Raw genomic sequence first — 25,738 nt, forward strand, 5'->3', positions numbered from 1 at the left:
GTTTAATTTTTATTATCCTTTATTGAACATTTATCCAACAACCCTGTTAAATTACCGTTACAAATCAATTCACGTTAACCTAAACTTGAAAACAATGAAACTATTCAGCTTTACACTCCGTTCCTTATCGTTCGTGTTGACGCTGTTACCGGTGTTGGCCTTCAGTCAGGCCAGGGTGCAGGTAATTCACAACTCGGCCGATGCGGCAGCAAGCGTAGTCGATGTCTGGTTGAATGACCAGTTGCTCATCGACGATTTCGCCTTCCGCACAGCTTCACCATTTATTGACGCCCCCTCCGGCGTTGATTTTGACGTGGTGATTCAGCCTTCAAATTCTACCGACACAACGAATGCCCTGGCGAGATTCACTTACAATCTTACTGATGGGGAAACTTATGTCCTCGTTGCCAATGGCATCGTAGTTCCTACCGGTTACAATCCGGCTACCCCTTTTGATATTTATGTTTACCCTATGGGCAGGGAATCTGCCACATCACCCACCAACACAGACCTTCTGGTTTTCCATGGGTCCACCGACGCACCCGTGGTTGATGTTGTGGAAGTAGGCGTCGGAGCGGGAACCATCGTTGACAATCTTGCTTACAGTGATTTCGACGGATATCTCGAACTCCCCACCCTTGATTTCAGCCTTCAGATCCGCGATGAATCAGGCACCACAACCGTTGCCCAGTTTGACGCTCCTTTATCCACTTTAGGTCTTGACGGTGCCGCTGCAGTGGTAGTTGCATCCGGATTCCTGAATCCATCCAACAATAATAATGGCCCTGCCTTTGGCCTGTATGTTGCCTTGCCTTCAGGAGGCAACCTTGTCGCGTTGCCTTCTGTTCCGATCTCAACCGCACGTATACAGGTGATTCACAATTCAGCCGATGCCGCTGCAGCCGAAGTTGACGTATGGCTCAACGATCAGCTGCTGATCGATAATTTTGCTTTCCGCACTGCTTCTCCTTTTATTGATGCACCCGCCGGAGTTGATTTTGACGTGGTAATCCAGCCGGCCAGTTCTACCGACACCACCAATGCCCTCGCACGGTTCACCTATAACCTCACCGGAGGCTCTAAATATATTTTGGTAGCCAATGGAATAGTCGTTCCTGCCGGTTACAACCCTGCAACTCCTTTTGATATTTATGTCTATGACATGGGCCGTGAAGCTGCAACTTCGCCCGTAAACTCAGATGTACTTGTATTCCATGGATCTACCGATGCCCCTGTGGTGGACGTAGTTGAAACCGGTGCAGGCGCAGGAACGATTGTAGATAATCTTGCTTACGGAGACTTTGCCGGATACCTTGAGCTTCCGACGGATGATTACGTACTGGATATCCGCGATGAGACCGGCACCGTTACAGTAGCCAGATATTCGGCTCCTCTTGCAACCCTCGGACTGGAAGGCGCCGCCATGGCAGTGGTCGCTTCAGGCTTCCTCGATCCTTCAGTCAATAACAACGGCGATGCATTCGGTCTTTTCGTTGCACTGCCCTCGGGAGGCGCGCTGGTTGAACTGCCGGTTTATAACCCCACCGCCCGCGTACAGGTAATCCACAATTCAGCCGATGCCGCAGCTGCCGAAGTTGATGTATGGCTCAACGACCAGCTGCTGATTGATAACTTTGCATTCCGCACTGCCTCTCCCTTTATAGATGCACCCGCCGAAGTTGATTTTGATGTGGTAATCCAGCCGGCCAATTCTACCGATACCACCAATGCCCTGGCAAGGTTCACTTACAACCTTACCAATGGCGAAACCTATGTACTTGTCGCCAATGGCATCGTAGTTCCTACCGGATATAATCCGGCTACCCCTTTTGATATTTATGTTTACCCAATGGGCAGGGAATCTGCCACATCACCCACCAACACAGACCTTCTGGTTTTCCATGGGTCCACCGACGCACCCGTGGTTGATGTTGTGGAAGTAGGAGTCGGAGCAGGAACCATCGTTGACAATCTTGCTTACAGTGATTTCGACGGATATCTCGAACTCCCCACCCTCGATTTCAGCCTTCAGATCCGCGATGAATCAGGCACCACAACCGTTGCCCAGTTTGACGCTCCTTTATCCACTTTAGGTCTTGACGGGGCTGCTGCTGTGGTAGTTGCTTCCGGATTCCTGAATCCATCCAACAATAATAATGGCCCTGCCTTTGGCCTGTATGTTGCCTTGCCTTCAGGAGGCGACCTTGTCGCGCTGCCTTCAGCTCCGATCTCAACCGCACGGATACAGGTGATTCACAATTCATCCGACACCGCTGCAGCCGAAGTTGACGTATGGCTCAACGATCAGCTGCTGATCGATAATTTTGCTTTCCGCACTGCCTCTCCCTTTATTGATGCACCCGCCGGAGTTGATTTTGACGTGGTAATCCAGCCTGCCAGTTCTACCGATACTACCAACGCCCTGGCACGGTTCACCTATAACCTTACCGGAGGCTCGAAATATGTCTTGGTAGCCAATGGAATAGTCGTTCCTGCCGGTTACAACCCTGCAACTCCTTTTAATATCTACGTCTATGACATGGGCCGTGAAGCTGCAACTTCTCCCGTAAACTCAGATGTACTTGTATTCCATGGATCTACCGATGCCCCTGTGGCGGACGTAGTTGAAACCGGTGCAGGCGCAGGAACGATTGTAGATAATCTTGCTTACGGAGACTTTGCCGGATACCTTGAACTTCCGACGGATGATTACGTACTGGATATCCGCGATGAGACCGGCACCGTTACAGTAGCCAGATATTCGGCTCCTCTTGCAACCCTTGGACTGGAAGGCGCCGCCATGGCAGTGGTCGCTTCAGGCTTCCTCGATCCTTCAGTCAATAACAACGGCGCTGCATTCGGTCTTTTCGTTGCACTGCCCTCGGGAGGCGCGCTGGTTGAACTGCCGGTTTATGTCCCCACCGCCCGCGTTCAGGTAATCCACAATTCAGCCGATGCCGCTGCTGCCGAAGTTGATGTATGGCTCAATGATCAGCTGCTGATTGATAACTTTGCATTCCGCACGGCATCTCCTTTCATTGATGCACCTGCTGAAGTTGATTTTGATGTGGTTATCCAGCCGGCCAATTCCACCGATACCACCAATGCCCTGGCCCGGTTTACCTATAACCTTGTCGATGGCGAAACTTATGTACTTGTTGCCAATGGCATCGTGGTTCCCACGGGTTACAACCCTGCAACGCCCTTTGATATCTATGTCTATGGCATGGGTCGTGAAGCCGCAACTTCGCCCTCAAACGCTGACGTACTTGTTTTCCACGGATCAACTGACGCCCCTGTAGTGGATGTTGTTGAAACCGGTGTAGGTGCAGGAACGATTGTAGATAATCTTGCTTACGGTGACTTTGCCGGATACCTCGAACTTCCTGCCGATGATTACGTGCTTGACATCCGCGATGAAACCGGCACTGTTACAGTAGCCAGGTATGCTGCCCCCCTTGCAACCCTTGGACTGGAAGGCGCCGCCATGGCAGTGGTCGCTTCAGGCTTCCTCGATCCTTCAGTCAATAACGACGGCGCTGCATTCGGTCTTTTCGTTGCACTGCCCGCAGGAGGCGCGCTGGTTGAACTGCCGGTTTATGTCCCCACCGCCCGCGTTCAGGTAATCCACAATTCAGCCGATGCCGCTGCTGCCGAAGTTGATGTATGGCTCAACGACCAGCTGCTGATTGATAACTTTGCATTCCGCACGGCATCTCCTTTTATTGATGCACCTGCTGAAGTTGATTTTGATGTGGTTATCCAGCCGGCCAATTCCACCGATACCACCAATGCCCTGGCGCGGTTTACCTATAACCTTGTCGATGGCGAAACTTATGTACTTGTTGCCAATGGCATCGTGGTTCCCACGGGTTATAACCCTGCAACGCCCTTTGATATCTATGTCTATGGCATGGGTCGTGAAGCCGCAACTTCCTCATCCAACACCGATGTACTTGTATTCCATGGTTCTACCGATGCCCCTGTGGTTGATATAGTTGAGGTTGGCGCAGGTGCCGGCACACTGGTTGACGACATCGCCTATGGTGAATACGCCGGTTATCTGGAACTGCCAACAGCTGATTACAGCCTTCAGGTTCGCGATGCAAGCGGCACAAGTGTAGTAGCAGAATACCTTGCACCGCTGGAGACCCTTGGCTTAAACGGGGCTGCTGCTGTGGCTCTTGCCTCAGGTTTCCTGAACCCCGCTGTAAATAATGACGGCCCGGCATTTGGAATATATGTTGCACTGCCTTCAGGCGGCGAACTTGTTGCACTTCCTGCTACTGACATCTCTACTGCTAGACTTCAGGTCATTCACAATTCAGCCGATGCCGCTGCTGCCGAGGTTGACGTATGGCTCAACGACCAGCTGCTGATAGATAACTTCGCTTTCCGGACTGCAACCCCGTTTATTGATGCACCCGCCGGCGTTGACTTTGATGTGGTAATTCAGCCTGCAAACTCAACCGATACGACCAATGCGCTCGCCAGATTCACCTACAACCTTACCGGTGGCGAAAAATACATTCTCGTTGCCAACGGCATCGTTGCGCCCGGCGGCTACAATCCTGCTACCCCGTTTGATCTTTACGCGTTTGGCAGTGCCCGGGAAATGGCTACTGATCCGATGAATACCGACATGATGGCTTTCCATGGCTCCACAGATGCACCCGTTGTTGATATCGTAGAAACATGGGTTGGCGCCGGAACCATCATTGACAACCTTGCTTACGGCAATTTCGCAGGATACCTTGAGCTTCAGACACTTGATTACATTATCGATGTTCGCGACGAAACAGGTACTGCTGTTGTTGCAACATATCTTGCCCCACTGGCCTCACTGAGTCTCGGCGGACAGGCAATTTCGGTAATTGCCAGTGGATTCCTGAATCCTGCCGCTAATAACGACGGCCCGGCATTTGGTCTCTATGTTGCCCTGGCCTCTGGCGGCGCCCTGATTGCCCTGCCCGAATACGTAGCTCCTACCGCGCGGGTGCAGGTAATTCACAATTCGGCTGACGCTGCTGCTGCCGAAGTTGACGTATGGCTCAACGATCAGTTATTACTCGACAACTTTGCCTTCATGACCGCATCGCCATTTATTGATGCCCCCGCAGGAGTTGATTTTGATATCGTGATTCAGCCGGCCAATTCAACCGACACGACCAACGCGCTTGCCAGGTTTACTTATAACCTTGAGGAAAACGGGACATACATCCTTGTAGCCAATGGTATTGTCAGCAGTTCGGGATACACCCCGGTTCAGCCCTTCAATATCTACGTTTATGACAACGCCCGTGAAACAGCAACCTCTGGTTCTAATACTGATGTACTGGTATTTCACGGTTCAACGGACGCTCCGGTTGTGGATGTTGTAGAGGTTTATGCCGGTGCAGGAACCATTGTAGACAATCTTGCCTATGGCAGCTTCGCCGGATATCTTGAACTTCCTACTGCTAATTACCAGCTCGAAGTTCGTGATGAAACCGGAACTACAACCGTTGCTGTATTCAATGCACCGCTGGCTTCACTCAATCTGGATGGCCAGGCTATCAGTCTGCTTGCCTCCGGCTTCCTGGATCCGTCCAACAACAGCAACGGCGCGGCATTCGGACTTTATACAGTGCTTGCTTCAGGTGGAGATTTCGTAGCCCTGGGCAATACCACAGGAATCAATGAGAATAGTCTTGCACAAAACCTCAATGCATTCCCGAATCCGGCTTCATACATGGTAAATCTTTCATTCGAACTGAAGAACAGTACTCAGGTCAGCTATGAAATTTATAACACCAGCGGCCGGATGATGATGAATACCAATCTGGGCACATTGAACTCCGGAATTCACCTGAACAGAATCGATACTTCTGTCCTTCCTTCAGGATTTTACCTTGTAAAAATCAATGCAGGAAACACCATCTCAACAATAAAGATTCAGGTTTCCAATTAATTACAACTAAACTCTGCTTTGAACGGGTTGCCTTACCGGGCAACCCGTTTTTCATTGTCTGAAAATTTTTAAAAAAATAATTTCAGAATAGCTATCCGTATTACCTATTTAGTAATTTTAGATTAATTAATCTCCCTGCCACTACTTGTATTACTATAAGAACAGACATTCTTCAACCTATTAGAAATCTGAATCTTAAATCATCAAATTCTTATTAACTCCAAATTCTATTTACATGAAAAATTTCTATGTCTTTGTTTTGGCCGCCGTTTTGGCCTGTTTTCAAAGTCAGGCACAAACTTTCAGAAAAATTTCCGGCAAACCGGCTGCAATCAATTCAACGCTGCAACAACTACCCGCTGTCCGAAGCACGGAAGTATTGAATAGCCTTAATGACGGCTTTGAATCATACGATGATTTCAGCCTTGATTTTGCTCCATGGACCCTTACAGATGTTGATGGAGCAGAAACATGGGGCATCGAGGGCGTCGAGTTTACCAATCAGTATGCACCGATGTCGTTTATTATATTCAATCCTTCTGCAACTGATCCTCCTATGACATCGGCGGCCATACTTCCTCACGAAGGATCAAAATTTGCTGCTTGTTTTGCTTCAAACGGAGCTACCAACAACGATTGGCTGATATCTCCTCCCCTGTCGGCAGGAACCAATACCTCCGTTTCTTTCTGGGTAAAATCATACACCGCGCAATACGGTCTCGAGCGATATAAGGTAGCCGTATCCACCACCGGAACCGACCCGGCTGATTTCACTTACATCTCGGGATCCAATTACCTGACAGCGCCCGCCACAGCCTGGGAACAGAAAACCTTCGATCTGAATGCATACAATGGTCAGACCATCTATGTCGGAATCCATTGTGTTTCTGATGACGCTTTTATCTTTATGGTTGATGATTTTTCATTTACAACCACTACTTCATCAACCTCCACACTTACAGGCCTGGTTACCGATGCTTTTGACGGCACCCCCATTCCCGGAGCCACGGTGACCATTGCCGGCCTCAGCACTACTACCGACCAGGACGGGAATTATACAATCAACAATGTCCCCGCCGGTACACTCAATGCAGCATTTACATCCAATGTTACCCAGGGCGCAGCGCCACTGGCCGTTAACTTCTTCGATCAGTCTTCCGAAGGCTCCAATACCGTTACCTGTGCCAAAGAGGGTTACATCACTTATGTAAACAATAATGTGATAATTCCCCAGGGTGAAACTTTGAATCTGAACATTTCTCTGACACAAACCCTGCTTGCCGGCAACATGCGTTTTGTCCTGAACTGGGGTGCAACGCCCGAAGACCTTGACTCACATCTGAACACGCCTTCCATCGAAGGCCAGCCCTATCATATCTTTTACAGCGATCAGGGCAATGCAACATCCGCGCCCTATGCTGCGCTCGATCATGACGTTACCGAAGGTTACGGTCCCGAAACCATGACCATTTACCAGATGTTTGACGGAACTTATCAGTATTACATTCACAATTATTCAGAAGAGCCTGCCATAACAACTTCCCAGGCAGTTCTTCAGATATATAACCAGAGCGGCCTTATACAAACCATGCAGATTCCCACGGTTGGCAACGGCCTTTACTGGTATGTATGCGACATCAACGGTTCAAACGGACAACTCACCATTAAAAATATCATTCAGGAAACCCCTCCGGGGAATTTCCGTTATGAACTTCCGGAAAAAACATCCGGTAACATCGCGCAAAACAGCAGAAGTATCACTTCATGGAACTGGAATTTCGGTGACGGAGCAAGCAGCACACAGCAAAATCCATCCCACACCTATACGGCAGCAGGAACTTATACGGTCAGCCTGACCATTGGAGATGGTACAAATTCCGATACAGAAACAAAAACCGGATACATAACCGTAACGGGAGGTAGCAGCGGCAACGGAACCCTCACCGGATTGGTCACAGATGCCGTAAATGGAAACCCTGTTGAAGGAGCCCTGGTGAGCGTAGCCGGAAAATCTGCCACCACCGATGCAAACGGCAACTATACCATCACCAACATCCCTGCGGGGGCGCTCGTAGCAAATTTCTCAGCCAGTCAAACATCCGGTACAGCCCCCCTGACGGTTGTATTTTCAGACCAGTCAACCGAAAACGCAAACACAGTAACTTGTTCCAAGTCAGGATATATTACTTATTCCAACAATCAGGTAGTAATTCCCGACGGCGGGTCACTGGAACTGAACATCTCTCTTTCACCCGAACTTGCAGCCGGCAATATGCGTTTTGTGCTCAACTGGGGCGCCACTCCCGAAGACCTCGATTCGCACCTGAACACCCCTAGCATTGAAGGGAATATTTATCACATCTATTATAGTGATGAAGGAAATGCAACAGCCGCCCCCTATGCTTTGCTCGATTATGACATTACAACCGGATTCGGGCCTGAGACCATGACCATTTACAAAATGTTCAGCGGCACCTATCAGTATTATATCCACAACTATTCGGAAGAGCCTTCAATTACCACATCACAGGCAGTAGTGCAGATATACGATCAGACCGGTTTACTTTACACCCTTCAGGTTCCTACCGGTGGAACAGGTTTGTACTGGTATGTTTGTGATGTTAACGGTGCAACCGGTAATATCATCATCCGCAATGTGATTCAGCAGAATCCGCCATCCGGATCAAGAGAACTATGGCCGGCTAAAGATGCCGCACCGGTGGTACCGGCTGAAAGGAATATCACTTCCTGGCTCTGGGATTTTGGTGACGGCGGAACCTCAACCCAGCAAAATCCATCGCATACCTTTAATGTAAATGGTTCTTATACGATTTCCCTTACCGTAAGCACCGGAACTGCCCAGGCTACTGAAGTTAAGGCCGCCTATATTCAGGTAGGCCCCCAGGGAATCGGCGAAAACGGTCTTTCTGACAGAATAACCGCATTCCCCGTTCCTGCTGAAAGCACCATGCAGCTTGACTCCCCGGAGCTGATCAAAACAGTAATTGTTACAGACCTCACCGGCAAAGAGCTGAACCACATCATTGTCAACGACAGGAGAGCGGTCATCAATACCAGTCAGCTTAACAGCGGAACCTACCTGCTGATAATTGAGACCGGCATTGGGAAGGCAACCAAGAAGTTCAACGTAAAATAGAATCGCCCATGTAAATAAGTGTTCCGCAGGCTCCTTTCCGGGAATCTGCGGAACTTTTTTTTTACCGGATCCGGCCGCTGAAAACAAAATGACCCTAAAAGGCCTTGATTGAAACCGGCTTCATGAAATTGCCTCAGAAAAGCTCTCTGGCTTCTTTTTTAAGATATTCCAGTGCCTTATAGAGTGTAGATCCTTCGCTGTTCAGTTCATCCTGAAAGATCAACTGGGCAAGGTCAGTGGCAGTCGCATCTTCCTTAAGATTTTCGGAAGCCGTATTGATGGCGGAAATTAGTGCCTCCCTCGCATTTTTAACCAATTCCCATGCATTGGATGAGATATAGAGCTGTTGCGAAAGGTTGTGGTCATACTCCTGCCGGATGTTGCCAATCAACGCCTGCTGCAGTTCCCTTGCATTCATCCCCTGTTGGATGTTGCGCATAATAAGTTGAGAAGGGGTGATGCGTTCAAGCAGCAGAACGACTCTTTCATAGGCCTGTAATCGCACCGGGCTGATCATTTTCATGCGTTCAGTCTTAACCTCAAGCTCCCGCCGGTCAGCTTCCGATTTCAGATGCATTTTTAGCAGAAAATAAACGGCGGCACCTACAAGCAATGCAGGAATCAGGACTAAAATCAGGTCACGCAGGATTTCCATGGACTAAATATTTTATTGAACCTGGCAAAGGTCGCAATTTTTGAAATTTTTCTATGATAAAATGCTTGTTTGCTGAATTTTAATTTCTTTAAATTTGTCCCCTTCCTGAACATACTGACTGACAACCATCCAAAAACATTATGAATATACTATCCGAAAGAATTCACAGGCTGGCCGAATCCGAAACGCTGGCCATGACAAGAAGAAGCCGGGAGCTTAAAGAACAAGGGTTTGATGTCATCAACCTCAGCATCGGGCAACCCGATTTCAACACTCCCGATTACATTAAGGAAGCTGCACGGGAGGCGCTGGACCAGAATTTCACCTTTTACCCTCCGGTAAACGGCTACCTTGACCTCCGCAAGGCGATCTGCCAGAAGCTGAAGCGCGACAACAACCTGGACTACACTCCTGATCAGGTGGTTGTTTCAACCGGAGCCAAACAGGCATTGGCAAATACCATGCTCAGCCTGGTAAATCCGGGGGATGAAGTAATTGTTCCCGCACCGTATTGGGTTTCGTACCGCGAAATCGTGAAGCTTGCAGAAGGCACCTCTGTCGTCATCAAAACCGGTGTTGAAACTGATTTTAAGGTTACCCCGGATCAACTTGAAAAGGCGATAAGCCCGAAAACAAAAGTTTTTATATTCAGCAGCCCCTGCAACCCGACTGGTTCCGTTTATTCTCGTGAAGAGTTGTCAGCCCTGGCCAAAGTGTTTGAGGCTCATCCCGGCATTTTTATTATTTCTGATGAGATTTACGAGTTAATCAATTTTAAGGGCCGCCATGAATCCATTGCTCAGTTCCCCGAACTGAGAGACAGGGTAATCATTATCAATGGCGTATCAAAAGGCTTTGCCATGACGGGCTGGCGGTTGGGATATTGTGTGGCCGCTCCCGAAATCGCGAAAGCCTGTGACAAGATTCAGGGGCAATTTACTTCGGGTGCCAGCAGCATTTCACAGCGGGCAGCCATTGCAGCAATAACCACGGATCCGGCCAAATCGGAAGAGCTCAGGAATATGATCGATACCTTCAGAAACCGGCGCGACCTGTTCCTGAAACTACTCAACGAAATCCCCGGCTTCAGGACCAACGTGCCCGACGGCGCTTTTTATATCTTCCCGGATGTAACCTGGTATTACGGAAAGTCGAACGGCAACGTAAAAATCAATAATGGTACCGACCTGTGCAATTATTTACTGGATCATGCGCATGTTGCACTGGTATCCGGCGAAGCCTTCGGCAACCCTGACTGTATCAGGCTCTCCTATGCAACCTCCAACGGGGAGCTGACCGAGGCCGCCCGGCGCATTAAGGAAACCCTGGCCCTGTTGCATTAAAAAAACTGATCGCCTTTCAAACGACCTTCCCGGGATATAAGCCAACAATACAGGAAACTCCCGGGACGGTCTGCTTTATGAATTTATTATAAAAAACTGTTTAACCTCCCCTGCCTGAAAAGGAGATCATTTTGCAAAACGCATTGTTGCCTATATTTGCATATCCATTGTTTTTTTTCGAGAAAAAGAAACCATATTGGATTTCATTAGTTAAATCACAGACACATTATCAATTCCAATACACTCCTAAATGATCAGCATTAGCGATAATCCGTTAAAATTTGCATTGATTGGAGCTGCAGGATACATTGCGCCCAGGCACATGAAAGCCATCAGGGAAACAGGAAATATTCTTGTTACCGCACTTGACAAGTACGACGGGGTCGGCATCATTGACAGCTACTTCCCTGACGCCGACTTTTTTACAGAACCGGAACGTTTCGACCGCCACCTTGATAAACTCCGCCGTGGCATTAACAATAAAATTGATTACGTAAGCATCTGCTCGCCCAATTACCTGCACGATGCACACATCAGGCTTGCCTTGCGCAATCAGGCCCATGCCATCTGCGAAAAACCCATTGTGCTGAATCCGTGGAACGTTGATGCCCTGAACGAGATTGAACATGAAACGGGAAAGAACATCTATACGATTCTTCAGCTGCGGCTTCATCCTGCCATCATTGCCCTGAAAAAGAAAATTGATGAAGGGCCGGAAGACAAGGTTTATGACATTGACCTGAGCTATATCACCAGCCGGGGCAAGTGGTATTTTATTTCATGGAAAGGGGATATAGAAAAATCGGGAGGGGTTGCCACCAACATCGGCGTTCACTTCTTTGATATGCTATCCTGGATCTTCGGAGATGTTGAACAACAAACTGTTCATGTGCTTGAACCGGCCAGGGCTGCCGGGTTTATGCAGCTGAAAAAAGCACGCGTACGCTGGTTTCTGAGTATCGATGAAAATGATCTGCCTGAAATCGCGGTGCAGAACGGCAAACGGACTTACCGCTGCCTGAGCATCTCAGGCGAGGAGTTCGAATTCAGCGACGGATTCACCGATCTGCATACAAACTCATACAGGGATATCCTTTCCGGAGGCGGATTCAGACTTAATGATGCAAGAAACAGTATCAAAACTGTCTATGAAATCAGAAATTCAAAACCGGTTGGAATTACCGGCGATTATCACCCGTTTGTAAAATGATGACATTGATTCCGGTTACTTTTTTACTTTCAATTCATAAATAGCTAAACATTAACATGAACGACCCGATAAAAATCTGTGTAATCGGCCTGGGATATGTAGGCCTGCCGCTTGCAGTTGAATTTGGCAAGAAATTCCCGGTAACCGGTTTTGACATTAATCAAACCCGTGTAAATGAACTGATGGCCGGCCACGACCGTACACTGGAAACCTCCGATGAGGACCTGGCCGCTGCGGTTTATCTCAAATATACCACAAGCATTGAGGATATCAAAGACTGCAATTATTACATTGTTACTGTCCCAACCCCCATCGATAGTCACAAACGACCCGACCTCACCCCGCTTTTAAAGGCGTCAGAGACTGTCGGGAAAGTGCTGAAAAAAGGTGACATTGTGATTTATGAATCCACCGTTTATCCCGGAGCCACTGAAGAAGAGTGTGTGCCCTTACTTGAAAAGTTCTCGGGACTTGCATTCAACAGGGACTTCTTCTGTGGATACTCCCCCGAGCGCATCAACCCGGGCGATAAGGTACATACGGTGACCAAAATCCTTAAAGTAACCTCCGGATCCACCCCTGAGGTGGCAAAAAAAGTTGATGACCTTTACAAAAGTATCATAACGGCCGGTACCTTTATGGCATCGAGTCTTAAAGTTGCGGAAGCAGCTAAAGTAATCGAAAACTCACAACGCGATATCAACATAGCGTTTGTGAATGAACTGGCGCTGATCTTTAATAAAATCGGGATAGATACCCAGGAAGTTCTTGCCGCTGCCGGCACCAAATGGAATTTTCTGAAATTCTTTCCCGGTCTGGTGGGCGGACATTGCATAGGTGTTGACCCGTATTACCTTACCCACAAAGCGCAGGAGCTGGGATACAATCCTGAAATTATCCTTGCAGGCCGCCGCTTGAATGACAACATGGGATTTTACGTGGCCAACCGCACCATTAAGCTGATGATTAAGAAGGGGCATACCATTGCCGGAAGCCGCGTACTGGTGCTGGGAATCACCTTCAAGGAAAACTGCCCCGACATCCGCAATTCGCGGGTGATTGATGTGGTAAACGAATTCAGGGATTTCTCCTGCAAGGTGGATGTATACGACCCCTGGGCCGACCATGCCGAAGTAAAGCATGAATATGGCCTTGACCTGATTGACAAGCCCAATGGCAATTACGATGCTGTGGTACTGGCCGTTGCACACAATCAATTCAAGGAAACCGATATCCGCTCATTTGGTCATAGTGATTCCGTTTTCTATGACATTAAAGGGTTACTTGACAAATCCCTGGTGGATGAACGCCTTTGATATATCCGGTTTAGCATATATCACAGGAACTGCCGGTCATTCGTCCGGCAGTTCCTGTATCAGATGAGATTCATAAAATTTCCTGCTGAAAGGTAACTTTCCAGGCCAGCGAAATTTTGCTTTTTTTTGCTGCAAGAATGTCAGGTGCTCCTTACTTCCGTTACCACCTTCATCTCAGGCGCATTATGCAAATGCTTTTTAACAGCGCAAAGATTGGCTGCATTGATAACGGCATCCCGGTATTTCTCAGGAAACGTTTCCGGCAATACAATTCTGATTTCAACACCGCCGATCATACGGGTTTCTGCATTATACTTCATTTCCTGCTCCAGGCTGATCCCATCGGTTGATATGCCGCGCTGCTCGCAGAAAGATTTTACATAAATACCTGCACAGGTGCCCAGTGAGGCCAGAAACAGATCGAATGGAGCCGGCGCACTGCCTTCTCCTCCGGCTCTGACAGGCTGGTCAGTCACAATGCGGTGACCGTTAAATTCCGCAATTACCTTTTTTTTGCCTTCAAATGTAATCTTCATATTTTTTCGTATTAATTGAATTTTAAAAACCGCAAAAAGGGACTGTAAAATAATCAATATCTCCCGTCTCTTTGCAGGATCACTATGTCGCCTTCATAAAGAACATGCCATTGACCGGAGGCCTTAAGAGAATCAGTAGTCATACGAAATTCCGTTTCTGTCAATGGATAGGGAACTTCATTGAACGAAAAAACAATGTATTCTGCATCTCTGATAACCGGAAACTGATAGATTCTGTCCCTCAATGCCAGATGCGGGAGGAAAGGCGACTGGGCACTTATAATTGCATCAGGGGGCAATCCGGATAAAACCTTATGAACGGCTGCAACATCATAGGCTCTTGTATAATGCTGTTTCTGGTAAAATCTGATGTTGACCTTATCTGTATGGATGACGGTATTATCCATCACCCGGAAGGTAGACGCAAAAGTCAGCAACAGCACCAGGATAGAGAGTATCCCGGCAAGCCGTTTCTTCCGGATACCTGAAATAACCGCAAAAATCCCGATGGCCATCACCGGGGCAAACTCAATGCTGTACTGATCGGCAATGCCCCACATATAATAATTGTCGTGAAAGAGTTTCTGAAAATATACCGGGATAAGCATCAGCAAATAAGCGGGCCGAAGCAGAAGGAATGGCAGCCCTGAAAAGACAAGTAAAAGATGCAGTTCAAGCTTAACAAAATCACCAAACGGGCTGTTGTTGTGATTCACAAATAAAACCTTCAGCGATTCCAGCGGATGGGATACAAGATGCAGAAAAGCCTCTTTGTAATTGCTACCCAGAAAACTGTAGTGAAAATGAGGATAATCGCCTGTATTTGAAAATGCGGGCATGATAAGTGAAACAATCATTATAAAAGCTGCACCGCAAATGATTGAGGAAAACAGCATAAAATTCCTGATCCGGGTCTCCTTTCTATACTCGAACGCTATACCAAGACATACAAATACGAGCCACAGGGATACATTTTCCTTTGAAACCAGCATCAATGCCAGCAGCAGGGCAGCGGCCCCCAAATTTCGTCTCCGCACAGAATAAAACAGCCAGGGCAGCAAGGAGGCCGCAATAACATTACTGTGATAATCAAAGGAAAGGGCTGAATAAACTCCAAAAAACAGGTAGAAATAAAGAGCGGCGTACAGGGGTATATTGCCATGCGGATTTCTCAGCCTGAAACAGAACCATACCCCTGCCCCACCGGCCAGGACCGCTGCAATCTGAACGATCAGCAAGGTATAGCTACCGAAAACCAATGACAATGGAGAAAAAAAGATAAGATACAGATCAAAATGATCGGCCAGCAGATTTTCTTCAATTTCCTTGAAAACTGCGCTGTCGTTCCAGCGGAAATGGATGTAATCATACATCGCATTGGTGTAAGCACCCAGATCCAGGGCATACGTTCTGAAATTATAATGATTCACCAGCGATATCAACGAGTATATCACCCCGAAAATAATAATAATCAGAGCAAGCCCTTTGTATTGCTTTAGCATTCTCATTTTATCCTTTTCAAATTGAAAAGATTTTGAAGCCTGTAACCTGATCAAAGAAAATACAATATGTGGGTTTGAATCGCTGAACTTCCAGGTTTTCGGGCACTCTAAATAAAAGTCAGGGCCACTTCCTTCAGAAACTTATCCTCCAGCAGCCGTGCAATCCTTTTCACCACAGTGCGACGGATTTCCAGTTCAACCGGCAGACTTGGATCCTGATGGGCGATATTGATGCGCGTACCGATGATAAAATGAATTTCATCGCTTTCGATAAGCATTTTTACAATCCGGTCGGCAGGGCCTTTGGTGAGGCGGGTAGAACTGTTAAAACCTTTGAGTATCTCGGTAACCTTTCCCAGGGTAAGAATTCCCTCTGTAACCAGGTCAACGCCCTGCATCAGCGAGATTGGCGGCAGGTCGGGATCGTCGAAGTCGAAAGTATCTTCAATGCTGCGCTTCAGCTCCCTGGCAATAATATCCGCGGTGGTTGCGCCGCAGATGATCTTCTTGCCGTCGAACTGGTCCACCCTGCGGGCAAACTCGCTGTCATTGCTTTCCTCAAATGGCGGGCCCGTGCACACCAGCATCTTTCTGGGCTCTCTGAAATAGATTACGCCGCAACTGGTATCATCTTTACTCAGGTATCCATCATTTACGTGAGCCATATTCACTACTTTATGGGCAAGTTGCAAAGCTGAAATATCGGGTTCATGGTTAACCAGTTCCAATACATACTGCTGCACGCTGTCGCGCCCCCAGCCAAAAAGAAACTTGCCTCCGCCAAGCCCCGACTGGGCGACACCGTCACTGAAAAAGATGATCCGATCTTCCTTTTCCGGAACAAATTCACAACTCTTAAGTTCTTTCCCTGCACTCTTGCCGCCTTCAAGCATCACACAGGTCCACTCGGGTTCAAATATCTTCTTCCCACGCAAAACAATGGTTTGCGGATTATCATACTCAAGTATTCTCACCTTGCCATCAAATTCTATATCAATAATGGTAAAAGTGGAGTAACTCATCTTTCGCTCGCTGCATTCCGGCAACGTATTCATGATGATCTCGGCAATGCGGTGCATTTCTTTATGCTCAGCCGTGAAATTCAACGCCATGGTAGCCGTAAGGGTCGCCAGCATATTTGCCTTTACCCCGTGCCCCATGCCATCAGACAGAACCGCCACAATGCGGTTTTCCTCATTGATCCGTCTTGAAAGGAATACATCACCACAGATGCGCGATTCATGATGATTTTTAAGCTCCGCGTTGACCTCGATGTAAAACCTGTTATCCATGCGCTTAGCTTACTTTTTGGCTGCCTTGTGCGACTCAATAATTGAATTGAGCATGCGCTCCGTTTTCGCGGCGCCTTCACCAAGCAGAAATGCAATTTTCTGGACCAGGTCAAGATTCTCATCAATCACTTCGGTGACCCTGTGGATTACTTCTTCTTTGCGGACTTCCGGCAGGTACATATCGCGCAGCACAGCGCCGGCGATTTTCCCTTTCCTGATCGAAAACACTGAAACATTCAGAAGGCGGTCGCCAAGATGCACATCGCGGTTTACCACATTCTCGTTGGTAGTAAGGACTGCAGTAAAGAGTTTATAAAACTGGAAAGGAAGCAGGGTTTTCAGATCCGCTCCAACCAGCCCGGGTATGATTTCATTGATTTCTTCGGCATCTTCGCCCAGCGTATTGATAAAACTCTGATTCGACTCTATCACCTTCAGGTTCTCATCCACAATAACTATCGCACTGGGCAGTTTCTGAAGCATGGATGACGTTCTTTCAAGGGCCTCCTGTGATGCCTGTTGCTCCTGACGCGCTTTGCGTTCGGACTCAAGCAGGGCTTCCTGGGTTTTGGCCAGTTTTTCATTGGTCAGCTTGAGGGTTCTGATAAAATCGTGCTTGCTTTTCAGCGAATAAGTTATACACATGTCGGTCTTTGTCAGCCCCTTGGCAACATTCACGGCAAAATCCCTGCACGACTCGTAGCCACAGGCACCACACCCGAGCTTATCCTCACTGTTTTGCTTGCCGATCACTTTCAGGATTTCCTCAACTTTTTCTTCGCTTGGCTGAGGCAAACGCTGATCATCGACGGAGAATTCCGCTTTAAAGTCGGTCAGGTTGCTGTGTTTCTTACATGCCTTTTCCCATGTTTTCAGGTCAAAATTCTTCAGCTTTTTATTGGCATAATCCGTTACCAGAGTTTTGCGCGCATACTTTTTACCGCCACGTGAAGTTCCCGGTCCCATTAAACAACCTTCGCAATAGAACAGGTTAAAATGCTTACGGATAAAATCAATGGATGATTCAAATTCACGGATGGCCTCCAGCACATTGTCTTTCCCTTCCGCAGTGATTACACTTCCCTGCATCAGATCCTCATCCAGGCCGGCTGCCTGAAGAATTCCGTTACTGACTGCGTAAAGCGATCCTTTATACCCAAGCGGCGGGTCAAAATCGGAATATTCAACCGTGCTTTCCTTAATGTTAAACTCCGCGAACAACTGCCTCAGTTCCACAAACGTAAGCACAGCATCAACCTTTGCATCGCCTTCAAACCGAAGGGCTTCATCCTTGGCTCCGATACAGGGGCCTATGTAAACCACTTTGAGATCCTTGCCATAAAGCTGACGGGCAATCTGTGCGGTAGCAATCATCGGACTGATGATGGGTGCAAGGTTACCAAGCAGATCAGGATGGAATTTTTCTATAAGCGCTACAATGGGCGGGCAGTTGGTGGTAATATAATACTTTCCGAGAAATTTGGTAAACAACTCACGGTATTCGGCCGCGACCAGATCAACCCCGAATGAAACCTCATTTACGTATGAAAATCCGAGTTCACGGATCATGCGCACAAATTTCCTGTAGTCAGTTATATCGTCAAACTCCCCTGAAATACTGGGTGCGACAATGGCAACAGCTTTTTCTCCCGAAGTCAGGATTTTCTTCACATCCTCGCAGGAATCCCTGTAAGTGATGGCCTGAGGTGCACATACCTGAAGGCAACTACCGCAGCCAATGCAACGGCCGTGATCAACCTCCGGCGCTTCCTGGTTTGCCTTTACCTGAATGGCATTCACCGGGCAGGCACGAACACATGCATAACACACCTTGCACTTCACCTTATCTATGTTAATCAGCGGAGGTTTCATAAATCAACTCTTTCCTTCTTTTAGATCATCAAACACCCGAAGATGTCTTCCCGAAAATTCCATCCAGGATCATGATCACTTTGTCTTCATTCAGACCGGTATATTCTTTACCATCTATGCTGATAAGCGGCCCCTGATCGCAACTGCTGAAACAATGGGCACCATGAAAATACACCAGATGCCTCAGGTTTCTCTCAGTCAGGTATTGCTCGATCACTTTAACCAACCGTTTGTTCCCCCTTGAAAAGCAGGAACTACCCAAACAGATCTGGATATCAATTCTGTTTTCCACCAAAGTTTGTATTAAACTATAACCAAACCGGATTAACATCCGGAGTATTAACTTCCCCTACCGGGAGCTGCCGGCAAAAGAAAAGATATCTGATGCCAACAACCATTGCGAAATTAAAGCAAAAATGCATCTGATGCAACTTCTCCTTTTTCAGGACATTGCATACAATTACCGCTACTGTTAACCAAAACCTGCTGCACCGTTGATTTCCGCTTATCCTGACAAAACAAAATTACTACTTTTTTATAAAAATATCTGTTAAAGAAATAACAATGTTAAAAAAATAACAGTAATTTTATCCTCAGAAAATCATAAAAGCATGCGTCCGGGCTTTTTTTCCGGATGCAAGTATAAAATTTATACAATTGAATATCAGTTAACTATGGCTGACAAGATTGATGAGATCATAAAAAAGCACATAAATGTGCAGCGCGACAGCCTGTTGCCCTTATTGCAGGACATCCAGAATGAATTAGGCTATCTGTCGGAAGAATCGATCAACAGGATTGCGCGGTCACTGGATCTGCCGACAAGCAAGGTATATGGTGTTGCCACATTTTATGATCAGTTCCGCTTTGAACCCAGGGGGCGGTTCCATATACAGATTTGCCACGGCACAGCCTGCCACATCAATAATTCTGCCCGCATTATCCAGGAAGCTGAACGGCTTCTGAAAATAAAACAAGGTCAGACCACCCGTGACGGCATATTCAGCCTTGAAGTTGTTAACTGCATGGGCGCCTGTGGATTGTCACCGGTGATGGCTGTAAACGATATTTATTATCATGGTATTGTACCGGGTGATCTGAAAGAAATTATTGACCAGTGTAAAGAAAAAATCAGCCGGCAATGAACACACTGACAACAATGAGTTTAAAAGAACTGGCCGGGCATTTACTGCTCAATGCGCATCCGGGCAGCGATCCGGCTACCGAAGAATACATTAACAGACTCAGGCGCGACACTGTTGACAAGCCGGTAATTTATGTCGGCACCGGCACCTGCGGAATGGTAGCAGGAGCTAAAGGAACACTGAAAGCCATCCGCCAGTACCTGACCGAAAAAAGCATTGACGCGGAAATCATTGAGGTGGGTTGTATCGGACTGTGTATTCATGAGCCGATGGTTGATGTTCAGCTTCCGGGTAAACGAAGGATTGCCTTCTCATGCATTACCGAAAACAAGGTTGAACCTCTGCTGGATGAGATCCTGAATTATGAAGTTCCTGCTGAAAACCTGCTCGGACAATACTCGCATCCTAACCATGAGGCCTGGGACGGAGTAAAGTTATTGGGGGAAATGCCTTACTTCAGGCTTCAAAACAGACTCGTACTCAGAAACTGCGGGATTATCAATCCATACTCCATCGAAGAATATATTGCCCGGGGGGGATACCGCTCATTGGTAAGGGTACTTCGGAACTATGCACCGGACAAGGTTTGCGATATCATTGAAGAGAGCGGACTCAGAGGCCGTGGCGGAGGGGGGTTCCCTACCGGCCGCAAATGGAAAACCGCGCTTAACACTCAGGACGATGAGCGTTACCTGATTTGCAACGGCGATGAAAGTGATCCCGGAGCCTTTATGGACAGAGCTATTTTCGAAGGCGACCCCCATAAACTGATTGAAGGAACCGCCATTGCAGCATATGCTGTAAATGCGAAGAAAGCCTATATTTACGTCAGGGCAGAATATTCGATTGCCGTTGACAGGCTCAGGCAGGCCATCCAACAGGTAAATGATGCCGGGTTGCTTGGCTACAACATCCTGAACAGCGGTTACAACCTGCAGATTCAGATACGTGAAGGAGCCGGCGCTTTCGTATGCGGCGAAGAAACCGCGCTGATTTCAAGCATAGAAGGCAAAAGAGGAACTCCCAGACCAAAGCCACCCTTTCCCTCCATCCGGGGTTTATTCGGCAAGCCAACCGTTGTTAACAATGTGGAAACATTGGCCAATGTTCCGGCCATCATCGAGAACGGACCAAGCTGGTTTAGCTCGATGGGAACTTCCACCAGCAAAGGAACCAAAGTTTTTGCGCTGGCAGGGCGGATAGCAATTACCGGACTTGCCGAAGTTACCATGGGTACTTCCCTGAAAGACCTGATCTACATCATAGCAGGAGGGGTAAGAGACGGAAAGCGACTGAAAGCCATACAACTGGGTGGTCCTTCGGGCAGCTGTCTGCCGGAAAAAAGCCTGGATGTGCTGATCGACTACGAAGCCCTGCTCAAAGCCGGTACAATTATGGGCTCGGGAGGACTGGTAGTAATGGATGAAGATACCTGCATGGTAGACATTGCAAAGTTTTTTACCGATTTCCTGCAACGTGAAAGCTGCGGCAAATGCATCCCCTGCCGTGAAGGCTCCCGGCGCATGCATGAAATCATGGAAAATATCACCCGCAGGCCCGTAAACGAAAGCGGACATGAAACCCTGGAACGGTTCAAAGGGGTCATGCAGCTTGAAAATCTTGCTGATGTAATCAAAGATACTTCCCTTTGCGGGCTCGGACAAACAGCGCCTAACCCACTGTTGAGCGCCCTTAAATATTTCAGGGAAGAATTTGAGGAGCATATCTTCGACAGAAAATGCCGTGCGGGAGTTTGTAAAGACCTGAAGGTATATTACATAGATGTTGAAAAATGCACAGGGTGTACCGCATGTGCCAAAAAGTGTCCGACCACTGCTATTATCGGCTCACCCCGGGTACCGCATTTCATCATCGAAGATAAATGTATCGGATGCGGAATCTGTTTCGATGTATGCAAATTCGTCGCTGTTTTTGTGAAATGACCTTAGTGGATCGAAATAAATAAAACATGAACTTCCCCATTGAAGTAAATAATAAAACAATCGTTGCCCGAAGGGGAGAAACCATTCTGGAAGCGCTGGAGCGTAACGGAATAAAGGTCCCTACCCTGTGCCACATGCAGGGCCTCTATCCTACCGGCTCCTGCCGCATGTGCGTTGTAGAGGTGGAAGGCAAGCACAACCTTATTACGGCCTGCTCTTACCCTGTGGAGGAATGGATGAAGATCAGGACACACTCCCCACGGGTGGTAAATGCCAGAAAAACCAATGTGGAATTGCTTTTGAGCAACCATCCCGACGATTGTCTGTATTGCGAACGAAACGGCAACTGCGAACTTCAAAACTTTGCAGAACAGCTTAATGTCAGGGAACGCAGGTTCACCGGCAAAAAGAATAAATACAAAACCGACCCTTCCGGATCCAGTATTGTGCGCGACCCAGCCAAATGCATCCTTTGCGGCCGTTGTGTCAGAACCTGTGAAGAGATTATCGGCGCCGCCACCCTCGGATTTATCGGAAGAGGAAACACAACCATCATCGGGCCGGCTTTTAACAAACAGCTCAACCTGTCAAGCTGCATCACCTGCGGACAATGTATCATGGCCTGCCCTACCGGCGCTTTACACGAAAAAAGACATTCATCCGACCTGCAAAGCGCGTTGCACAACAAAGACATCCATGTGGTAATGCAATACTCTCCTACCATTGCCGTGAGCCTGGCTGAAGAGTTCGGGCTGAAGGCCGGTAAGGAGATCAACGGGCTTCTGAATGCAGCGCTGAGAAAAACAGGTTTTGATAAAGTATTCGACAGCACTTTCGGCGCCGATATTTACATAATGGAACTTGCCGCCGAATTGGAGCACCGACTTAAAAACAGCCTTACGTTTCCCATGTTCAGCAGTGATTGTCCTGCATGGATCAAATATGTGGAGCAATGGCATCCTGAACTTATTCCCGATATTTCCACCTGCAAATCGCCCCAGCAGATGCTCGGAGCCATCATCAGCGAATACTATACCAAAACCTACCATATCAACATTGACAATCTCTATACGGTTTCGGCAATGCCCTGTACGGCGAAGAAGTTTGAGGCACAGCGTGAGCAAATGACCCACAAGGGGATCAGTGATGTTGATGCGGTTCTGACCACCCGGGAACTGGCTCAGTTTATACGCCTCAACGGCATCGACATTCATCAGGGCGAACCGGAACTTGCTGATTTTCCCTTTCACATCCGCAGCTCGGCAGGAAAACTGTTCAGTGTTTCCGGTGGAGTAACCGAAGCGCTGATACGGACCCTTCACTTCAGGCTTACAGGCAAGGAGCTGCAACAGCTGCGCATCACCGAACTCAGAAGTAACAAAGATTACAAGGAAGTAAAACTGAAGATCGGGGAATTTAAACTCGGCTTTGCCGCCGTAAGCACTGTAAAGCAGGCTGCGGTATTGATTGAAGAAATCAGAAACGGGCGCAACGACCTTCATTTTATCGAGGTGATGGCCTGCCCCATCGGATGCGTTAACGGAGGCGGTCAACCCATTGTAGATGATCAGACGGCCCTGAAAGCAAGAATTAAAGCGGTATATGACCTGGATGAAAAAGAGCCGATCAGAGTGGCACATAAAAACCCGGCCGTAATAGAATTGTACAAGGAGTTCCTCGGCGAGCCGTTGGGTGAACTCTCCATGAAACTGCTGCATACTTCTTACAAAAAAAGAGATGTCTCATTGTAAGCTTAAAAAATGACAACCATGAATCCCGGAGATACAACTTCAAAACGGCCACTCGTTACCACCATCAGGGAGCGGTGCCGGGTTTGCTACACCTGTGTGCGGGAATGTCCGGCCAAGGCCATCAAAATCAGCAATGGCCAGGCAGAAGTTATGTCGGAAAGGTGTATCGGATGCGGCAATTGTATAAAGGTGTGCAGTCAGAATGCAAAGGTTTTCCGGAAAGAGATTGATAAAGTGAGGGAACTGATCGACAGCAAACAAAGGGTTGCTGCCATTGTCGCACCAAGCTTCCCGGCCGAGTTTTCAGAAATAAAGAATCACCGGCTGCTGGTATCATTGATTCGTGCCCAGGGATTCAGATATGTTTCAGAAGTTTCATTCGGTGCAGACCTGGTTGCCGGGGAATACAAGAAGATCATACAATCGAAGCGTTATCCTCCGGTAATCTCTTCAGATTGTCCGGCCATTGTAAACTACATCGAACACTATCATCCTGACCTGGTAGGATCACTGGCAAACATCGTTTCGCCAATGGTTGCCATGACCCGGGTAATGCGCAGGAAATACGGCACAGACCTTAAAATTGTTTTCATCGGGCCCTGCATAGCAAAAAAGGATGAATCGTCCGAAGTGGATGCCGCCATCACCTTCAGGGAACTCAGGGAGATGATTAACCAGACAGGGCTGAAACCTGCAGAGGTAAGTCCCACTGAGTTTGACCCTCCTTTGGGGGGCAAAGGATCCATATTTCCTGTTAGCAGGGGATTGCTCAACACAATGGAGGTTGAAGAAGATATTTTTGAAAGAAATGTGATTGTAGCCGACGGACGCAGCGATTTTCAGGAAGCCATCAGGGAGTTTGAGAGCGGACAGATTGCCCAGGAACACCTGGAATTACTTTGCTGCGAAGGCTGTATTATGGGCCCCGGCATGTCTCCTTATCCCTTCCTTTCATCACTCAGCCGCAGATTCAGAAAAAGGGCCAGTGTAAGCGACTATGTAATTCACAAGATGGAAACCATGGATATGGACCAGTGGAAAAAAGATTACGAGGAATTTTCGGATCTCGATCTTTTCTGTGAATTTACAAAGCGCGACATTCGTTACAGCAGACCTGACAACGAAGAAATCAGAAAGGCGCTGAATAAAATGGGAAAATTTGAGCCGCACGACCATCTGGATTGCGGAGCCTGCGGATACGAATCATGCGAAGAGCATGCCATTGCGATTATCCGGGGGTTGGCCGAACATGAAATGTGCCTCCCTTATACCATCGAGAAACTTCATAACTATATCAGGGAATTAAATATTTCGAATGAAAAGCTTGCTAATACCCAGGAAGCTTTAAGACAATCGGAAAAACTTGCGGGAATGGGCCAGCTTTCAGCCGGCATTGCCCATGAGCTGAATAATCCCCTGGGAATCATTACTATGTACAGCAACATCCTGAAGGATGAAGCCCCCGCTGAAGATCCGATCCGCAAGGACCTGGACCTGATTGCAGAGCAGGCCGAACGCTGTAAAAAAATAGTAGGCGGATTGCTTAACTTTGCACGCAAAAACCAGGTCAACTTTACAGATGTCAATATCAACCAGTTGATGGAGCATTCGATAAGCTCGGTTATCGTTCCTGAAAACATCAAAATATCGCTTGAATCCAAGGTCAACAATACTGAGATTAAACTGGATTACGATCAGATGACCCAGGTGTTCACCAACCTGCTGAAAAATGCCATCGAGGCCATGCCTGAAGAGGGCGGACTGATCACTGTTGAAATGACCGATTCCAGCGACGAAATAACGGTTAATATTACCGACACCGGAACAGGAATCGAAGAAGAGAATATGAATAAACTCTTCACGCCCTTTTTTACCACCAAGCCCATTGGAAAAGGAACCGGTCTTGGATTGCCGATTATCTATGGAATTGTCAAAATGCACAAGGGGAACATCACCTTCAGGTCGAATGCCGATAAAAACAAGGGAGTAACGGGGACCACGTTTACCATTACACTTCCAAGAATGGCAATGACTTGATTAACAGCGACATGAAAGAAATAAAAATA

15 protein-coding genes are annotated in these 25,738 nt (G+C 47.7%); 9 read left to right on the forward strand and 6 right to left on the reverse strand.

Annotation, left to right across the window (positions count from 1 at the left end; translation table 11 throughout):
• Positions 1-94 precede the first annotated feature (94 nt).
• Both TBC1_RS15495 and TBC1_RS18110 read left to right on the forward strand, forming a co-directional pair.
• On the forward strand, positions 95-5,950 hold the full coding sequence (locus TBC1_RS15495; protein WP_137305788.1) for a T9SS type A sorting domain-containing protein: 5,856 nt from the start codon (positions 95-97) through the stop codon (positions 5,948-5,950).
• Positions 5,951-6,185: 235 nt separating this feature from the next.
• Positions 6,186-9,107, forward strand: coding sequence for a PKD domain-containing protein (locus TBC1_RS18110; protein ID WP_062044852.1), 2,922 nt, complete (start codon positions 6,186-6,188; stop codon positions 9,105-9,107).
• A gap of 133 nt (positions 9,108-9,240) precedes the next feature.
• On the opposite strand, the gene TBC1_RS15505 is transcribed toward TBC1_RS18110, so the two are convergent.
• Entirely contained in the window at positions 9,241-9,762 is a 522-nt protein-coding gene (locus TBC1_RS15505; RefSeq protein ID WP_062044854.1) for a DUF7935 family protein, read from the reverse strand.
• Positions 9,763-9,902: 140 nt separating this feature from the next.
• Here TBC1_RS15505 and TBC1_RS15510 point away from each other — a divergent pair, with 140 nt between their 5' ends.
• The 3 genes from TBC1_RS15510 (at position 9,903) to tviB (ending at position 13,631) form a co-directional block, all read left to right on the forward strand.
• On the forward strand, positions 9,903-11,105 hold the full coding sequence (locus TBC1_RS15510; RefSeq protein WP_062044856.1) for a pyridoxal phosphate-dependent aminotransferase: 1,203 nt from the start codon (positions 9,903-9,905) through the stop codon (positions 11,103-11,105).
• Positions 11,106-11,355: 250 nt separating this feature from the next.
• The gene (locus TBC1_RS15515) at positions 11,356-12,315 is read left to right on the forward strand and encodes a Gfo/Idh/MocA family oxidoreductase (protein ID WP_062044858.1); all 960 of its coding nucleotides are present in this window, start codon (positions 11,356-11,358) and stop codon (positions 12,313-12,315) included.
• A gap of 56 nt (positions 12,316-12,371) precedes the next feature.
• Positions 12,372-13,631, forward strand: a complete 1,260-nt coding sequence (tviB, locus tag TBC1_RS15520; protein WP_062044859.1) for a Vi polysaccharide biosynthesis UDP-N-acetylglucosamine C-6 dehydrogenase TviB — start codon at positions 12,372-12,374, stop codon at positions 13,629-13,631.
• Between the two features lie 140 nt (positions 13,632-13,771).
• Here tviB and TBC1_RS15525 read toward each other — a convergent pair whose 3' ends face one another.
• The 5 genes from TBC1_RS15525 to TBC1_RS15545 all read right to left on the reverse strand — a co-directional run bounded on the left by TBC1_RS15525 (position 13,772) and on the right by TBC1_RS15545 (position 19,164).
• Complete coding sequence (locus TBC1_RS15525; RefSeq protein ID WP_062044861.1) at positions 13,772-14,167, reverse strand: OsmC family protein; 396 nt, start codon at positions 14,165-14,167, stop codon at positions 13,772-13,774.
• Positions 14,168-14,220: 53 nt separating this feature from the next.
• Positions 14,221-15,675, reverse strand: a complete 1,455-nt coding sequence (locus TBC1_RS15530; protein ID WP_137305790.1) for a DUF2079 domain-containing protein — start codon at positions 15,673-15,675, stop codon at positions 14,221-14,223.
• Between the two features lie 101 nt (positions 15,676-15,776).
• Positions 15,777-16,961: a SpoIIE family protein phosphatase gene (locus TBC1_RS15535; RefSeq protein ID WP_062044865.1), complete on the reverse strand. Its 1,185-nt coding sequence runs from the start codon at positions 16,959-16,961 to the stop codon at positions 15,777-15,779.
• Positions 16,962-16,970: 9 nt separating this feature from the next.
• Positions 16,971-18,833 (reverse strand): [Fe-Fe] hydrogenase large subunit C-terminal domain-containing protein, encoded by a 1,863-nt coding sequence (locus TBC1_RS15540; protein ID WP_062044867.1) that lies wholly within the window; start codon positions 18,831-18,833, stop codon positions 16,971-16,973.
• Between the two features lie 28 nt (positions 18,834-18,861).
• Positions 18,862-19,164 (reverse strand): NAD(P)H-dependent oxidoreductase subunit E, encoded by a 303-nt coding sequence (locus TBC1_RS15545; protein ID WP_082189667.1) that lies wholly within the window; start codon positions 19,162-19,164, stop codon positions 18,862-18,864.
• Between the two features lie 343 nt (positions 19,165-19,507).
• On the opposite strand from TBC1_RS15545, the gene nuoE reads away from it, so the two are divergent.
• From nuoE to TBC1_RS15565, 4 genes are read left to right on the forward strand one after another with little or no spacing between them, the layout of a single operon-like run.
• The gene (nuoE, locus tag TBC1_RS15550) at positions 19,508-19,978 is read left to right on the forward strand and encodes an NADH-quinone oxidoreductase subunit NuoE (protein ID WP_137305792.1); all 471 of its coding nucleotides are present in this window, start codon (positions 19,508-19,510) and stop codon (positions 19,976-19,978) included.
• Complete coding sequence (locus TBC1_RS15555; RefSeq protein ID WP_201781702.1) at positions 19,975-21,921, forward strand: NADH-ubiquinone oxidoreductase-F iron-sulfur binding region domain-containing protein; 1,947 nt, start codon at positions 19,975-19,977, stop codon at positions 21,919-21,921. Before nuoE ends, TBC1_RS15555 begins: the two co-directional genes overlap by 4 nt.
• Before the next feature lie 26 nt (positions 21,922-21,947).
• Entirely contained in the window at positions 21,948-23,672 is a 1,725-nt protein-coding gene (locus tag TBC1_RS15560; RefSeq protein WP_062044872.1) for a [FeFe] hydrogenase, group A, read from the forward strand.
• A 9-nt stretch (positions 23,673-23,681) separates the two neighbouring features.
• Entirely contained in the window at positions 23,682-25,709 is a 2,028-nt protein-coding gene (locus tag TBC1_RS15565; protein ID WP_201781703.1) for a [Fe-Fe] hydrogenase large subunit C-terminal domain-containing protein, read from the forward strand.
• Positions 25,710-25,738 lie beyond the last annotated feature (29 nt).

Origin of the sequence: Lentimicrobium saccharophilum (assembly GCF_001192835.1) — a bacterium.
GTDB classification, from domain to species: Bacteria; Bacteroidota; Bacteroidia; order Bacteroidales; family Lentimicrobiaceae; genus Lentimicrobium; species Lentimicrobium saccharophilum.